This is a genomic window from Enterococcus sp. DIV1420a (assembly GCF_051712165.1).
Lineage (GTDB): Bacteria > Bacillota > Bacilli > Lactobacillales > Enterococcaceae > Enterococcus > Enterococcus faecalis.
On the sequence record NZ_JBIOOI010000001.1, the window covers coordinates 1,745,795 to 1,760,565 of the forward strand.

Here is a 14,771-nt window from a genome sequence, read left to right on the forward strand (position 1 = left end):
TGCTAGATTCGTTTTTTTTGAGGAAATATATTGACAACTAGGATAAACTAAGGTAAACTAGTGAAGTTGAGAAATGAAAGCAGAAGCACCCGCTTCTCGCCTTAGTTGAGTATATCGCTGGGCTAGATAAAGTATTCCTTATTTTTTTAAGTAAGGCAGACTGTTGGCGGGTTCTGGATAGGAACCTGTTTTTTTATTGCATTTAGCAAACAAAGCAGACTTCCGTTAGGATTTTCTCTTAAAAATTTTGGAGGTGAATGACCATAGCAAAGGATATGATGGTTAACGACGGCATTCGTGCACGCGAGTTACGTTTGATCGGACAAGATGGTGAACAATTAGGTGTAAAAACCAAAGCAGAAGCATTACAAATCGCTGAATCTGCAAACTTGGATTTAGTACTTGTAGCGCCAGGAGCGAAACCACCAGTTGCGCGAATTATGGATTATGGAAAATTCCGTTTCGAACAACAAAAGAAAGAGCGTGAAGCTCGCAAGAAACAAAAAGTGATCAACGTCAAAGAAGTTCGTTTAAGTCCAACAATTGACGTAAATGACTTCAATACAAAACTTCGTAATGCGCGTAAGTTCTTAGAAAAAGGAGACAAAGTGAAAGCTTCTATCCGTTTCAAAGGCCGTGCCATTACCCATAAAGAGATTGGTCAGAAAGTTCTTGATCGCTTAGCTGAAGAAACTGCGGACATCGCCACAGTGGAACAAAAAGCGAAAATGGACGGACGCAGCATGTTTCTAACGCTGGCACCGAAAAACGACAAGTAAACGAAGAGACCGAGCATTCGGACTTTTGGTAATTTCTACAAGAAGGATATTCGACAGTTGTGACTGTTAGAGTCTTTCACTTGAAGCAAAGATTTTGAGGAGGAAAATTAGTCATGCCAAAACAAAAAACACACCGCGGATTAGCAAAACGTGTAAAACGTACTGGTGGAGGCGGCTTAAAACGTGGCCGTGCCTTTACATCTCACCGTTTCCACGGTAAAACTAAAAAACAACGCCGTCAATTGCGTAAAGCAAGCATGGTTGCAAAAGGCGATTACAAACGTATCCGCCAACAATTAGCAAGAATGAAATAAAACAACTCGGTGACTTTTAGATTACCGTCAAGAGAAACAAGATATTAGGAGGAATTCAACATGGCACGTGTTAAAGGTGGAACAGTAACCCGTAAACGTCGTAAAAAAGTCCTTAAGTTAGCGAAAGGCTACTACGGATCAAAACATACTTTATTTAAATCAGCAAAAGAACAAGTAATGAACTCTTATTACTATGCATTCAGAGACCGTCGTCAAAAGAAACGTGACTTCCGTAAATTATGGATTGCACGTATCAACGCGGCAGCTCGCATGAATGGCTTAAGCTATTCTAAATTAATGCACGGTTTGAAATTGGCAGAGATTGATATCAACCGCAAAATGTTAGCTGACTTAGCCGTTAACGATGCAGCAGCATTTACAGCGTTAGCTGAACAAGCAAAAGACGCTTTAAGCAAATAAGCTTAAACAATCTTTCACACCCTACTCAAGGAGTAGGGTGTTTTTTTAATAACTCCGTTGGTAACTTTCATCTATAAATGAAAAAACTTGTGAGAGCGGAATTTCTTCAGAAAGACTTAACCAATGCTCTTTATTCATATGATAGGCAGGAAAATAGCCAGGTTGGTTCTTTAATAAGGCAATCAATTCAGGCGCAAGTTTAACGGTTAAAATAGTGAGCTGCTTATTCTCGGTAGCGCCGATCAGTTGTGCATCCAGTGGCATAATTAAAGCAAACCATTTTGCATTTCTAGGATGACGAAAGACGAGATAGTCTGGGTGTTTTTTAAAAGGAAAATCGGGCGTTATCTGATAACGTTCTTGGATATAGGCGCTAATAGTTTCTTGAAAAGTCATAGGTTTCTTCCTTTCGTTAAGGCTAGGCATATCTATTTACATCATAGCAAAAATTACATAAAATTACTTCGTTCAAAGGAATGGGAGGAGGGAGCAGATGACATTAATTTCAACAATTTTAGTAACCTTGGTGGCTGTAGAATTTTTCTACATTATGTATTTAGAAACGATTGTACCAACATCTGAGACAACAAGCCGTGTTTTTAAAATGGATAAGCAAGAGTTACAAAGAAAATCAGTCACTACATTGTTTAAAAATCAAGGAATCTATAATGGACTAATCGGTGCAGGACTTATTTATAGTGCCTATTTTGCGCAAGCAACGATGGAGATGACAAAATTTTTATTGATTTATATTATTTTAGTGGCGGCGTACGGTAGCTTAACTAGTGATAAAAAAATCATTTTAACACAAGGCGGTTTAGCTATCGTGGCTTTGATTAGTTTACTCGTTTAGCCATCAGAGTTAATAGAGAGAGACAGTCAAATCGACAGAAAAAACACGGTTGATTTGCCTATTTTTTATGGAATTGAGAGAGACAAAATGTGGTATACTTTGTTTATTAGATAGGGAGGAATTAAAAATGCTGAACCAAAAAGAAGTAAAAAAAACGATTATCCTCAATTAATTTCTCTATGGCGTTCTTCAGTAGAAGCTACCCATTTGTTTTTGAGTCAGGCAGATATTGATAAAATCGAAGTGGTTTTACCTGATTATTTTCAACAAGTTCAATTAAGTATGTGGTTAAATGAAGAACAGAAATGTGTGGGCTTTAGTGGAACAAATCAACAAACGTTGGAAATGTTATTTATTGACCCAGTCTATTTTCGTAAAGGCTATGGTGGAGAAATTATCAAAAAGTTAATAGAGCAAGAATCAATTATCTTTGTTGATGCTAATAAACAAAATGAAGGGGCAGTGAAGTTCTATCAATCTCAAGGGTTTCAAGTAATTGGTGAATCAAAGGAAGATCCTCAAGGAAATCCGTTTCCTATTTTACATATGAAACGGATATAGAAAAGAAGGGAGAAGCCATGCGAGTAATCGTTACAGAATACCAACCAGCCTGGGTGGAACAGTTTGAAGAAGAAGCCCAAGCGTTGAAACAGATTCTAAAGGAAAATTGTCTTAAAGTTGAACATATCGGTAGCACATCTGTGCCTAATTTAGCAGCCAAACCAATTATTGATTTTTTGGTCATTGTTGAAGAAATTGAAAAAGTAGACCTGTTACAATGGGAATTTGAAAGAATCGGTTATGAATATATGGGGGAATTTGGGCTATCAGGACGTCGTTATTTACGAAAAGGCCCGATAAAAAGAACACATCATGTGCATATTTATCAGTTTGACAATACGCAAGAAATTTTGCGCCATCTTGCTTTTCGAAATTATTTACGAGAAAATCCGGCAATTGCTACAACCTATGGTACATTAAAAAAGCAATTGGCCCAAGCACACCCCGATAGCATTGATAAATATATGGATGGCAAAGATGCGTTCATTAAGAAAATAGAAAAAGAAGCGTTGAAGAAATATTGGGAAAAATAAAAAAAGTTGCTAAAGCTAGCAACTTTTTTTTGGTTCTTTTTTGAAAAAATGATAAAGAAGACCACTTAAAAGAACACCTAGAATAATTCCAATCGCTAAATTATGCGTATAGACGATCACACCCACTGTCACGAGTAAAATAACAATTTCAGTAATTTCAAAAGTTCGGAAAAGCTGCAAACTTTCCCAATCAAAGGTGTCGACTGCCACTGTCATCATGATCCCAATCAATGCAGCTGTAGGAATGGCTACCATCACGGATTTAAAAACAAAAATGAATAGAAGGAGGGTAATACCTGAAATCAAAGTAGAAAGCCGTTTTCGTCCTCCAGATTTAACATTAATGACCGCTTGCCCGATCATCGCACAGCCAGCTTGGCCACCAAAAAAGCCGGTAATTATATTAGCGAATCCTTGCGCCTTAACTTCTCGTTGGCTATCACTTTGGCTCGCTGTCATTTTGTCCACAATGGGGATCGTCAATAAAGATTCAATTAACCCGACCATTGCTAAGGCAACAGAGCTAGGTAAAATAATCCGCAACGTTTCTAAGTTGACGGGTACATTAGGCCAACGGATCGCTGGATGAAACTGGCTCATTTCACCAAGATCACCTACCGTTTGCAAATGACCTTTTAAAAAATAGGACAGGATAGTCATGAATAAAATAACAATTAAAGCAGGAGGCACAATTGTAATAAACTTAGGTAATAGATAAATAAGTAAGATACTACAGATAATCATACCGTAGGACCACAGTGTTTGATGGGGCAATTGTTGTACTTGCGCCATGAAAATTAAAATGGCTAACGCATTGACGAATCCGTACATCACTGTCTTGGGAATAAAGCGCATTAATTTATGGATACCTAAATAACCTAAAATAAATTGTAGAAAGCCTGTTAAAATAGTCGCAGCAAGCATGTATGACAAACCATGTGCTTGAATTAAGCCTGCAAGGACTAAGGCCATTGAGCCAGCAGACGCCGAAACCATTGCCGGACGGCCGCCCGTAAAAGTAATCACAAGTAAAGTAACAGCTGAAGCAAACACTGCAGAAAGCGGGTGAACACCAGCAATAATCGCAAACCCGATTACTTCTGGTAAAATGGCGACAGAAGAAACGAGACCGGCAAAGAGATCATTTCGTTCATTGCCTAACCATTCGCTTTTTTTAATACTAAATAACATCGAAAAACTCCTTTAAGTTAATAAAACCTTATTCATAATAGCATGAATAAGCTGAAATGAGCGTGGGACAAAAATCACTTTGGATTTTTGCTCCACGCTCAAAAACTGATAAACGGCGGGAACAAAAGCAACTCCTTCGGAAATAAGCCGGAATTCTCCAAAAATTACAGAACAATTTTCGGAAATTCCTTCTTATTTCTCGGAGTTAAACGCTTCTGTCCCGACCTCATTAGAACTGTAACAGTGCCAACAACAAAATGGCTAGGACGACTTGAACAGTTCCTACTGATAAACCATAGATTAAGAAACGTTTGCCTTCTTGGAAAAACTTTTTAAAATCGAGTCGTAACCCGATTGCTGCCAAGGCAGTAATTTCAAACCAAGAACTAAAGAAATGAGCAGTCTCACTGATCACGACGGGGAAATGAATCAAACTATTAAAGACACAGGCAATGAAAAAGCCAACTACATACCAAGGTAGGGCGCTGCTTTTTTTGGTGACTTTTACCAACTCAGCTTCTGATTCTGCCGTCTTACTTTGCTTGAAACGTCCAAATAAATAGACAACTGCTACGAGTAGGACAATTCGCATAATTTTAAAGAGCATCGCAAGTTGAACTGCGTTCTCATTGACCATATTGGCACTGGCGACAACCTGACCAACTGATTGTAAAGTCCCTCCGATTAGTGCGCTACGAGCTAACAAATTGGTACCATAGAGAATCCCACTTAAAATGGGTAAGGTCAACATTAAAACGGTTCCTAATAAGTTTACTAAAGTAATGATTTGGCCTTTTTCTTCCTCATCTGCTTGAATTGCTGGAGCAATCGAAGCAATAGCAGAAGACCCACAAACGGCATTACCACCAGCCATCAATAAAGACATATTATCAGAAAAAGCCAGTTTTTTACCGATCAAATAGGCAAAAATAATGGTCAGCGACATTTGAATGAGAATAAATGCGACACCTTGTAAGCCAATTTGGGCAATCGTTTGAAAGGTCACGGTGGTTCCCAATAAAACAACAGAAAATTCTAGTAATTTACTTTCGGCTACTTTGGTTCCGCGATTTAAATTGGCACCGCGAACAAAGGTATTTCCCAAAAAGATTCCTAGTAAAATAGCTATCGTTGCGGCGCCTAAGCTAGGTAACCAGATGGCAAGAAACTTGCTAAGGCAGGCGACAAGGAAAGCTGTTAGCAAGCCAGGAAGAATTTGTAATAAAGATTGGATATAATCATTTTCTGAATTTTTCATTGAAAAAATCTCTCTTTCTTGTTCATTACTTCCAGTATAACGAAATTTTTTACATTTGAGAAATAAATAGTTAAAATAATATTTATAACAGAAAGTTATCGAAAGGATACCTATGTTTAAATTATTAAAGACTTTTCAAATTGTGTATGAGCAAATGAACTTTTCCAAAGCAGCTACCTGCCTATATATATCACAACCAGCCGTTTCTAATCAAATCAAACAATTAGAAGAAGAATTAGGCTGTTCATTGTTTTTAAGAAATGGTCGACAAGATGTAGTCCCTACTAGGCAAGCAGAAGTCTTGTATAATCGTTTGCTAAATTTAGCTGATGATTGGCAAGAAACATTAACAGCTCTTCATCAGGCGAGATTACCTAAAGAAACTTGCCGAATTGCTGCGTCTAATACTTTTGCAGTTTATTATTTGCCGCAACTGATGCAGCATTTACAGACACAGTATGCAACGATCAATTTTGTTTTAGAAATGAACAATTCAGAAGAAGTAGTGGAAAAAGTTGAAAAACATCAAGTTGATTTTGGCTTTATCGAAAAACCATTAATTACGAAAGGCGCCTCTCGTGAAGAAATTATTCAGGATCAATTGGTTTTAGCTGGAGACCCTGCCAATCAGAATTGGTTGGTACGTGAAAAGGATTCTGGGGTCTTTCATTATACCCAACAGTATTTAGAAGAAAGTAATCAAAGCCCAACACTCATGACGGTTAAAAATAATGAAATGATTGTTAAAATGTTGGAATTGGGCATGGGGCAATCGTTGCTTTCAAGAAAGGCGATTACTGAAAAAATTCCTTTCCAAACGTTAGGTGAAAAGTATTGGCGTTCCTTTTATTTTTTGACACGGGGACATTTAAAATCTTCCTTGCTTCAAGAAGTAAAACAAGCAATTTATCGATTCTATCAGACGGAAATGAATAAATACTAAAACGTTCTCTTTGTTTATTTATCAATCTTTGACTACACTAAAGAAAACGAAGGAGGGAACCACAATGCCTAAATTTTCACCATGTTTATGGTTTGACACACAAGCGGAAGAAGCTGCTAACTTCTATACAACAATCTTTGAAAAAGGTGCGATTCTAAGTAAAACGAACTACGTTAATGAGGAGCATCAACCTCAAGGAACATCATTAATGACCATTGAATTTACCTTGGCGAACCAAACAATCATTGGTTTAAATGGCGGACCAGAATTTTCCTTTACGCCAGCTAGTTCATTTTTTGTTGAATGTACAACATTACCACAAACAGAAACGTTGTGGAAAAATTTAACAGCAGATGGACAGATATTGATGCCTTTTGGGGAATATCCTTTTAGTCCTTTATATGGTTGGGTAGTGGACAAATTTGGTGTCTCTTGGCAAGTGTCTTTTTCAGGAAAAGAACAAACAATTGTACCAACCTTTATGTTTGCTAATGAAAAATATGGCGAAGCAGCCAAAGCTCTATCAGAATGGTTGGCGATTTTCGGTCCAGGCGAAATAATTGAAAAAGTTGAATATGAAGATGGGAACATTGCGCAAGCACTTTTCACATTACAGGAGCAACCGTTTCGAGTAATGGATGCACGAGATAAACATGATTTTGATTTTACCATGGCCTTCTCCATTTATATTGATTGTGAAAATCAGGAGGAAATAGATCGGCTATGGCAACAAGTGACTGCTAAAGGGAAAGAATGGCCGTGTGGCTGGATGGAAGATCAATTTGGAGTCAGTTGGCAAACAGGCAATCCTGAACTGAAACGTTATTTATCTGACTCAAATCCAGCTAGAGCAAATGAAGTGACCAAAAAATTGTACCAAATGAAAAAAATAGATTTAAACCAGTTAAAAGAAGTGTATGACAAATATAATCATTAGAAAAACTGAGGTTGTCTGATCCACTACACTTCGTTACGTTGGTATCAATTCCAATACATGGAACATACTAGAGTTGAAGGACTTGTCTTTTAAGGATCAAGACCTTCAACTCTTAAAAAAGGCTCGATTCTTGCGAGTTTCAAAGAAGCCACTTCTATTCTGTTGTTTATCTTAAGGGTTAGGACTCTGCCGATTTTTTTATAAGATTATGCTATAATTAAGAGTAGCAATTATTGAAGGAAAAATGAAAAGTCCAAAATAGGAAGTGGTAAAATGATTGAGTTAATTGTGTTGTTAACAGTTTTTACTTATGGAACAAACTTTGTTTTATATCTTATTTTGAAAAATAAAAAGTCCATGCCAATTGTCGAAAAAGCTTCTATTGTATTAGGAATTAATATGTCTGTGTTATTATTAGATGGTATTTTTGCTTTCGTTGGTAAATTCATCATGTTATCAGAATGGGAATTATTAGCGCCTATTTTTGAAATAGTGTAAAAATCATCATAAAGTCCTATATCCAAAAAGAATGAAGTTTGTTAGGATAAGAAAGATGAAAATTTAGAAATAAAAGAGGTGGGATTGCATGGCTAAAATCATGATTGTCGAAGATGAAACAACCATTCGAGAATTAATTAGCGAGGAATTACAAAAATGGCAATTTGAAACGATTGGAACAACCGATTTTAATGATGTATTGGATGATTTTCAAGAGGAGAATCCTCAATTAGTCTTGATGGATATTAATTTACCTGTTTACGATGGGTACTATTGGTGTCAAAAAATTCGTGAAGTTTCTAAAGTACCAATTATTTTTATTTCGAGTCGTAGTACCAATATGGATATGATTATGGCGATGAACATGGGCGCGGATGATTTTGTCACAAAACCGTTCCAGATAGATGTTTTAATTGCTAAAATCAATGCTTTGTTGCGCCGCTCTTATAACTATTCCGATACGGATAGTGAAGTGCTTTCACATAATGGCATTACTTTAAATGTGGACAATGGACGAATGGAAATCAGAGGTGAAATGATCGATTTAAGTAAAAATGAATACCGATTACTGTATCTTTTAATGAAAAAGCACGGAAAAATTTTAACACGTGAAAAACTATTGCGCGCTTTATGGGACGATGAACGTTTTGTGGATGACAATACGCTGACGGTAAATATCAATCGTTTAAGAAAAAAAATTGAGCAAGCAGGGATTGCTGGCTATATTGAAACCAAAGTGGGCGTCGGTTATATGGTGCCCTAGATAGGAGTAGACAATGACCATTCTAAAGTATTTAAAAGATCGCTGGTTATTACTAATTGGTTGGTTATTTTTTCTGTTCTTAACTTGTTTTATTTTATGGTTGGCTCCTAATGTCCGCTTAGATTGGACAGTGGTTGGCTATATCTTTTTACTGCAAAGTGTTTTTTTATCGCTATTTTTAACAATTGATTATTATTTAAAACGTAAGTGGTGGCTTTCGTTGGCAACGGAAAAAGAGCCGCCTTCTTTACAAGAATATTTGAATACAGCAGAAAAAGAAGAAGAACTACTTGTCCAAACGTATATTAACGGTTTATTGCAAGAGCACCAACAAACCATGCAGCAAGCAATTAACAACCAACAGGACCAAAAAGATTACATTGACTCTTGGGTTCATGAAATCAAAGTCCCCCTAGCGGCTATCACGTTACTGGTACAATCTGTCGAAGATGATATTCCAGAGAAAAAATATTATCTATTGGAAAATGAGTTAGGTAAAATTGATGAATATGTCGAGCAAGTCCTATATTATGCTAGACTGGACAGCTTTTCTCGAGATTATTTACTCCAAGAATATTCTTTAAAAGAAATTGTGCAATCTGTTGTTCGTACGCAAGCAAATTATTTTATCCAAAAAAGATTGCAATTCTCAATTGAAGGGGAAGATGAAGCGGTTTTAACCGACCGAAAATGGGTCATTTTTATTTTCCGCCAATTATTAAGTAATGCAGTCAAGTATACGCCAGAAGGCGGCACGATTACGGTCCTAATTTCCAAAAATAAACAAGGTATTTATTTATCTTTAAAAGATTCTGGGATTGGCATTCCGACACAAGATCAACGACGCATTTTCGATAAAGGATTTACTGGTGAAAACGGGCGAAAAAGCGAACAGCATTCGACTGGTCTTGGCCTGTATTTGGCCCATAGCTTAGCGAAAAAGTTAGGTCATGATTTAACAGTCGAATCGACAGAAGGGCAAGGTACGACGATGACATTGTTTTTCCCTTCCCTCAGTTATTATAATGAAGTGAAATAAAAAGTAGGTCTATCAGCAAATTAAAGAGGTGATAGGCCTTTTTTTATTTATTAAAACTTTCTTGCTAACTTCTCTTACTCTTCTTAGTTGTTTAGAAAACGTTTTTATTGTTAGAATGAAATGAAATAAATTTGTTAGGAGAATATTATGAGTTTACTTATCGCTTTAGTGCCCATGATTGCGTGGGGCAGTATTGGTTTAGTCAGCGGTAAAATTGGTGGAAGCGCCAATCAACAAACGTTAGGTATGACAATCGGCGCATTACTATTTTCAATTGTTGTCTTTTTTGTCATCCAGCCTACGTTGACGACAGCCACATTAATTGTTGGATTTATATCTGGTTTATTCTGGAGTTTGGGACAGAATCAACAATTTCATAGCATGAAATATATGGGCGTTTCAGTTGGCTTACCAATTTCAACTGGGATGCAGTTAGTTGTTAATACCGTTGCAGGGGCTGTTTTTTTCCATGAATGGACAAAAACAAAAGACTTTGTTGTGGGCTTTATCGCTTTGGCCTTTTTAGTTTTTGGGGTGTATTTAACAGCTCGACAAGATGATGACAGTCAACCGAAAACCTCAAACAGTATGTTAGATTTTAATAAAGGGATTCGGGCCTTGATTTTCTCAACAGTTGGGTATGGCGTCTATACCATCATTATTAATGCCACTGGTTTAGATCCGTGGGGAATTATTTTGCCACAAAGTATTGGTATGTTAGTGGGGGCTAGTTTCTTTGCCTTCAAAAAAGTCAAAGTTGATCGTTTTGTTTGGATGAATATGACGACGGGTCTGCTTTGGGGCTTAGGAAATATTTGTATGTTATTAACAATGCGTGAAATTGGCTTAGCTATTAGCTTCTCTTTATCACAAATGGGGATTATTATTTCGACTCTTGGGGGCATCTTCCTTTTAGGCGAAAGAAAATCAAAAAAAGAAATGTTTTATGTTATTTTTGGTTGCATTTTTGTTATTCTAGGTGGTATTCTTTTAGGGTATATGAAAGCGTAAATAGTTTATTTACGCTTATTTTTTTTACGGGGGTAAACACATGTCTATTTTCAGAAAAAAAGAAATCACTGTGCCTGTCAATGACAGTGGTGGGATGAAAAAAAATCTTAAGACGATGGACTTAATTTTTCTAGGAATTGGGGCTGTAGTAGGAACAGGGATTTTTGTTGTGACAGGTGTCGCAGCGGAACGCTATGCAGGTCCAGGGCTCGTCTTATCATTTCTGGTAGCAGCAGCCGCGATTATTTTATCTGGTTTATGCTATGCAGAATTTGCATCACGTATTCCGGTCATTGGTGGGCCGTATGCCTACATGTATGTGGTCTTTGGAGAAATTGTGGCTTGGATGACTGGTTGGATGATTATTTGTGAGTTTTTCTTGGCGGTTTCATCCGTTGCTTCAGGTTGGTCAGGCTATGTCCATGGCTTTTTGGATAGCTTAGGTTTTTCTTTGCCGCAAGCGTTAAGTGGCGCTTATAATCCAACAAATGGTACATATATTGATTTGATTGCCATGTTGGTCGTTGTAGCCGTAACTTTTTGGGTATCTTTAGAAGCGAAAACAGCGTTACGTTTAAATAACTTAATGGTTTTCGTGAAGTTTGGGATTATTTTATTATTTGTTCTCGTGGGAATCTTTTATGTGAAACCAACGAACTGGCAACCATTTATTCCTTATGGTTTTTCAGGCGTTTTCAGTGGTGCTGCTTTAGTTTTCTTTGCCTTTCTAGGGTTTGATGCGGTCAGCATGGCCGCGGAGGAAGTGAAGAATCCGAAAAAAGATATTCCAAAAGGGATTATTGGTTCCATTATTATTTCAACATTGTTATATATTGTTGTTACGTTAGTTTTAACTGGGATTGTTCCATTTACGGATTTAGGGGTCAAGGATCCGGTGGCTTTTGCGATGCGCTTCATTAATCATGGCGCAATCGCGACAATCATTTCAGTTGGTTCTATTTTAACCTTATTAACAGTGACGATTGCGATGATGTACAGTTTAGCCCGTGTGATTTATGCGATTAGTAAAGATGGATTATTGCCGCAGTTTATGAGCAAAATCGATGAGAAGCGGCACACACCTAAGAATGCAACCTATGTAGCTGGATTTTTAGCAATGGTTTTTGCTGGGATTGTTCCAATGGAGATGTTGGCTGAACTTACAAATATCGTGACACTCTTTTATCTGATGTTTCTCGCTTTAGGAATTATCAAATTACGGACAATGAAAGGAGAACCGCAAGCAGGTGAATTTAAAGTACCACTTGTGCCGGTTCTACCATTAATTTCAATCGTGGTTTGCGCGGCTTTGATGTTCCAATTGTCTTTAGCTACTTGGCAAGTATTTGGCATAGCCGTAGTGATTGGTTTGGCTATTTATTTCTTTTATGGACGACACCATAGTATCGTTCGTTTCGAGACAAAAGAATAAAAATGAACGAAAAAAGAGAGGAATACTTGTCAAATAGACAGGTGTTTCTCTCTTTTCTTTCTGGCATTTTCTTCATTTTCAAGAGAAAACCGACAAGAAATATAGTTTAATAATGTCTAATTATGGTATACTGTTTAGGAGTAAATCCTGAGGGTTTAGGAAAATGACTAAAGGAGGTTTTTTCTGTATGTCACAGAAAGAAACATTTTATATTACCACCCCAATTTATTACCCAAGTGGGAAGTTACATATTGGGAATTCATATACAACAATCGCCTGCGATGCAATGGCCCGTTACAAGCGTTTAATGGGTTTTGATGTATTTTATTTAACAGGTGTGGATGAACATGGCCAAAAAATTGAAAAAAAAGCTGCTGAGTTGAATGTGACACCAAAAGAGTACGTTGATAAAATGGCAGCAGATGTTCAAAAATTATGGAAAACATTAGATATCAGCTATGATAAATTTATTCGGACAACGGATGATTATCACATGGCAGCCGTGCGACAAATTTTTGACCGTTTAGTAGAACAAGGAGATATCTACCTTGGAGAATATGAAGGTTGGTATTCAGTTTCTGATGAAGAATTTTTCACTGAAACACAATTAGCTGAAGTATATCATGACGATGAAGGCAATGTCATTGGTGGGAAAGCACCAAGTGGTCACGAAGTCGAATTAGTTAAAGAAGAATCCTATTTCTTCCGCATGAGTAAATATGCGGATCGCTTGGTACAATATTACGAAGAACATCCAGAATTTATTCAACCAGAATCTCGTAAAAATGAGATGCTAAATAACTTTATCAAACCAGGATTAGAAGATTTAGCCGTTTCAAGAACGACTTTCTCTTGGGGAATTCCATTAAAAAATGATCCAAAACATGTGGTTTACGTATGGATTGATGCGTTATCAAACTATATTACAGCACTAGGTTATGGTTCAGAAGATGATTCATTATTCCAAAAATATTGGCCTGCGAACGTGCAAATGGTTGGGAAAGAAATCGTGCGTTTCCATACGATTTATTGGCCAATTATGTTAATGGCCTTGGATTTACCATTACCGAAAAAAGTCTTTGGACATGGTTGGTTATTGATGAAAGACGGAAAAATGTCTAAATCTAAAGGAAATGTTGTTTACCCTGAAATGTTAGTAGAACGCTACGGTCTAGATGCGTTACGTTATTATTTATTACGAGCAATTCCATTTGGTAGTGATGGCGTCTTTACACCAGAAGATTTCGTTTCTCGCTTAAATTATGATTTAGCTAATGACTTAGGAAACTTGTTGAATCGAACAATTGCGATGATTAATAAATATTGTGATGGCAAAGTACCAGCCTATGCTTCAAAAGTTACCCCATTTGATAGTGAACTATCGACAACTGCGGCGAATGTTATTGGAAAATATCATGAAGCAATGGAAAAAATGGAATTTAATACGGCCATTGCAGAAATCTGGACGCTAGTTTCTCGTGCAAATAAATATATTGATGAAACAGCGCCTTGGGTATTGGCTAAAGAAGAAGAGAAACGCAACGAATTAGAAAGTGTCATGATCCATTTAGCGGAAAGCTTACGAATTGTGGCAATCTTATTGCAACCAGTCATGACAGAAACACCAGGGAAAATTTTCGAACAATTAGGCTTAGATCCAGAAACAATGAACATGGAAAATATTCATTTTGGTGAGTTTCCAACAGATGTAACAGTAACAAGTAAAGGAACACCTATTTTCCCACGTTTAGAAATTGAAACAGAAGTAACGTATATTCAAAAGAAAATGTCCCAAAGCGAAAGTGCTACAGAAGAGGATATTAAATGGAATCCAGAAGAAACAACGTTGGTTTCAACGAAAGAAAAACAAATTAAGTACGATGATTTCGATAAAGTGGAATTAAAAGTTGCCGAAGTTATTGACTGTAAAAAAGTCAAAGGAGCAGATAAATTATTGCAATTTCGTTTAGATGCTGGAGATGAAAACCATCGTCAAATTCTTTCAGGTATTGCTGAATTTTATCCAGATCCAGCTGCGCTAATTGGCAAAAAAGTAGTCATTGTGGCTAACTTAAAACCAAGAAAAATGCGTGGTCAAATTAGCCAAGGAATGATTCTTTCAGCTGAATCACCAGAAGGGAAACTTCAAATTGTTGAAGCACCAAAAGAAATGCCAAATGGTGCAGGAATTGCATAAAAGCATAAGTAGTAAAGATAAAAGGTGAATTGTAACCTTTTA

General features: G+C 36.9%; 16 protein-coding genes, 1 pseudogene and 1 other annotated feature. Of the genes and pseudogenes, 14 read left to right on the forward strand and 3 right to left on the reverse strand.

Going from position 1 to position 14,771, the window contains the following annotated elements:
- The first annotated feature begins 71 nt into the window (after positions 1–71).
- Positions 72–203 (forward strand) — a sequence feature (ribosomal protein L20 leader region).
- Positions 204–257: 54 nt separating this feature from the next.
- The 3 genes from infC (at position 258) to rplT (ending at position 1,513) form a co-directional block, all read left to right on the forward strand.
- Positions 258–779: a translation initiation factor IF-3 gene (gene infC, locus IGI80_RS08700; RefSeq protein WP_002355797.1), complete on the forward strand. Its 522-nt coding sequence runs from the start codon at positions 258–260 to the stop codon at positions 777–779.
- Positions 780–892: 113 nt separating this feature from the next.
- Positions 893–1,093, forward strand: coding sequence for a 50S ribosomal protein L35 (gene rpmI, locus IGI80_RS08705; protein ID WP_002355798.1), 201 nt, complete (start codon positions 893–895; stop codon positions 1,091–1,093).
- A 60-nt stretch (positions 1,094–1,153) separates the two neighbouring features.
- The gene (gene rplT, locus IGI80_RS08710) at positions 1,154–1,513 is read left to right on the forward strand and encodes a 50S ribosomal protein L20 (protein ID WP_002355799.1); all 360 of its coding nucleotides are present in this window, start codon (positions 1,154–1,156) and stop codon (positions 1,511–1,513) included.
- A 45-nt stretch (positions 1,514–1,558) separates the two neighbouring features.
- Here rplT and IGI80_RS08715 read toward each other — a convergent pair whose 3' ends face one another.
- Positions 1,559–1,939, reverse strand: a complete 381-nt coding sequence (locus tag IGI80_RS08715; RefSeq protein ID WP_438723237.1) for an MmcQ/YjbR family DNA-binding protein — start codon at positions 1,937–1,939, stop codon at positions 1,559–1,561.
- 67 nt (positions 1,940–2,006) lie between these two features.
- Between IGI80_RS08715 and IGI80_RS08720 the strand changes: the two genes are divergently transcribed.
- From IGI80_RS08720 to IGI80_RS08730, 3 genes and pseudogenes are all read left to right on the forward strand, one after another.
- Positions 2,007–2,366 carry a DUF1304 domain-containing protein gene (locus IGI80_RS08720; RefSeq protein ID WP_142958546.1) on the forward strand — a complete coding sequence of 120 codons (360 nt, stop codon included), beginning with the start codon at positions 2,007–2,009 and terminating at the stop codon, positions 2,364–2,366.
- Positions 2,367–2,433: 67 nt separating this feature from the next.
- Positions 2,434–2,927, forward strand: a pseudogene (locus IGI80_RS08725) (GNAT family N-acetyltransferase).
- Positions 2,928–2,944: 17 nt separating this feature from the next.
- Entirely contained in the window at positions 2,945–3,460 is a 516-nt protein-coding gene (locus tag IGI80_RS08730) for a GrpB family protein (protein WP_002379186.1), read from the forward strand.
- A gap of 15 nt (positions 3,461–3,475) precedes the next feature.
- Here the strand turns inward: IGI80_RS08730 and IGI80_RS08735 are convergent, their stop codons facing one another.
- Positions 3,476–4,651: a SulP family inorganic anion transporter gene (locus tag IGI80_RS08735; protein ID WP_002378096.1), complete on the reverse strand. Its 1,176-nt coding sequence runs from the start codon at positions 4,649–4,651 to the stop codon at positions 3,476–3,478.
- Positions 4,652–4,880: 229 nt separating this feature from the next.
- Positions 4,881–5,909 (reverse strand): YeiH family protein, encoded by a 1,029-nt coding sequence (locus IGI80_RS08740; RefSeq protein ID WP_142961155.1) that lies wholly within the window; start codon positions 5,907–5,909, stop codon positions 4,881–4,883.
- 112 nt (positions 5,910–6,021) lie between these two features.
- Between IGI80_RS08740 and IGI80_RS08745 the strand changes: the two genes are divergently transcribed.
- The 8 genes from IGI80_RS08745 to metG all read left to right on the forward strand — a co-directional run bounded on the left by IGI80_RS08745 (position 6,022) and on the right by metG (position 14,729).
- The gene (locus IGI80_RS08745; protein ID WP_002358839.1) at positions 6,022–6,852 is read left to right on the forward strand and encodes a LysR family transcriptional regulator; all 831 of its coding nucleotides are present in this window, start codon (positions 6,022–6,024) and stop codon (positions 6,850–6,852) included.
- Between the two features lie 64 nt (positions 6,853–6,916).
- Positions 6,917–7,789, forward strand: a complete 873-nt coding sequence (locus IGI80_RS08750; RefSeq protein WP_104845345.1) for a VOC family protein — start codon at positions 6,917–6,919, stop codon at positions 7,787–7,789.
- Positions 7,790–8,062: 273 nt separating this feature from the next.
- Positions 8,063–8,287, forward strand: coding sequence for a hypothetical protein (locus IGI80_RS08755; RefSeq protein WP_002355808.1), 225 nt, complete (start codon positions 8,063–8,065; stop codon positions 8,285–8,287).
- A gap of 88 nt (positions 8,288–8,375) precedes the next feature.
- On the forward strand, positions 8,376–9,050 hold the full coding sequence (gene sapR, locus IGI80_RS08760) for a two-component system response regulator SapR (protein WP_002358841.1): 675 nt from the start codon (positions 8,376–8,378) through the stop codon (positions 9,048–9,050).
- A gap of 13 nt (positions 9,051–9,063) precedes the next feature.
- The gene (gene sapS / locus IGI80_RS08765; protein ID WP_002361370.1) at positions 9,064–10,089 is read left to right on the forward strand and encodes a two-component system sensor histidine kinase SapS; all 1,026 of its coding nucleotides are present in this window, start codon (positions 9,064–9,066) and stop codon (positions 10,087–10,089) included.
- 147 nt (positions 10,090–10,236) lie between these two features.
- A complete protein-coding gene (locus IGI80_RS08770; RefSeq protein WP_002355811.1) occupies positions 10,237–11,100 on the forward strand; it encodes a GRP family sugar transporter in 864 nt (287 codons plus the stop codon).
- A 40-nt stretch (positions 11,101–11,140) separates the two neighbouring features.
- Entirely contained in the window at positions 11,141–12,532 is a 1,392-nt protein-coding gene (locus tag IGI80_RS08775; protein WP_438723240.1) for an amino acid permease, read from the forward strand.
- 187 nt (positions 12,533–12,719) lie between these two features.
- Positions 12,720–14,729, forward strand: coding sequence for a methionine--tRNA ligase (gene metG / locus IGI80_RS08780; RefSeq protein WP_438723241.1), 2,010 nt, complete (start codon positions 12,720–12,722; stop codon positions 14,727–14,729).
- The last annotated feature ends 42 nt before the right edge of the window (positions 14,730–14,771 follow it).

Excerpts from the sequence above, each read along its gene's own strand:
- IGI80_RS08755 (WP_002355808.1), top strand. The coding sequence starts at position 8,063 with ATGATTGAGTTAATTGTGTTGTTAACAGTTTTTACTTATGGAACAAAC.
- IGI80_RS08745 (WP_002358839.1), top strand. The coding sequence starts at position 6,022 with ATGTTTAAATTATTAAAGACTTTTCAAATTGTGTATGAGCAAATGAAC.
- sapS (WP_002361370.1), top strand. The coding sequence starts at position 9,064 with ATGACCATTCTAAAGTATTTAAAAGATCGCTGGTTATTACTAATTGGT.
- IGI80_RS08740 (WP_142961155.1), bottom strand. The coding sequence starts at position 5,909 with ATGAAAAATTCAGAAAATGATTATATCCAATCTTTATTACAAATTCTT.
- infC (WP_002355797.1), top strand. The coding sequence starts at position 258 with ATGACCATAGCAAAGGATATGATGGTTAACGACGGCATTCGTGCACGC.
- metG (WP_438723241.1), top strand. The coding sequence starts at position 12,720 with ATGTCACAGAAAGAAACATTTTATATTACCACCCCAATTTATTACCCA.
- sapR (WP_002358841.1), top strand. The coding sequence starts at position 8,376 with ATGGCTAAAATCATGATTGTCGAAGATGAAACAACCATTCGAGAATTA.
- rplT (WP_002355799.1), top strand. The coding sequence starts at position 1,154 with ATGGCACGTGTTAAAGGTGGAACAGTAACCCGTAAACGTCGTAAAAAA.
- IGI80_RS08720 (WP_142958546.1), top strand. The coding sequence starts at position 2,007 with ATGACATTAATTTCAACAATTTTAGTAACCTTGGTGGCTGTAGAATTT.
- IGI80_RS08715 (WP_438723237.1), bottom strand. The coding sequence starts at position 1,939 with ATGCCTAGCCTTAACGAAAGGAAGAAACCTATGACTTTTCAAGAAACT.
- IGI80_RS08775 (WP_438723240.1), top strand. The coding sequence starts at position 11,141 with ATGTCTATTTTCAGAAAAAAAGAAATCACTGTGCCTGTCAATGACAGT.
- rpmI (WP_002355798.1), top strand. The coding sequence starts at position 893 with ATGCCAAAACAAAAAACACACCGCGGATTAGCAAAACGTGTAAAACGT.
- IGI80_RS08730 (WP_002379186.1), top strand. The coding sequence starts at position 2,945 with ATGCGAGTAATCGTTACAGAATACCAACCAGCCTGGGTGGAACAGTTT.
- IGI80_RS08735 (WP_002378096.1), bottom strand. The coding sequence starts at position 4,651 with ATGTTATTTAGTATTAAAAAAAGCGAATGGTTAGGCAATGAACGAAAT.
- IGI80_RS08750 (WP_104845345.1), top strand. The coding sequence starts at position 6,917 with ATGCCTAAATTTTCACCATGTTTATGGTTTGACACACAAGCGGAAGAA.
- IGI80_RS08770 (WP_002355811.1), top strand. The coding sequence starts at position 10,237 with ATGAGTTTACTTATCGCTTTAGTGCCCATGATTGCGTGGGGCAGTATT.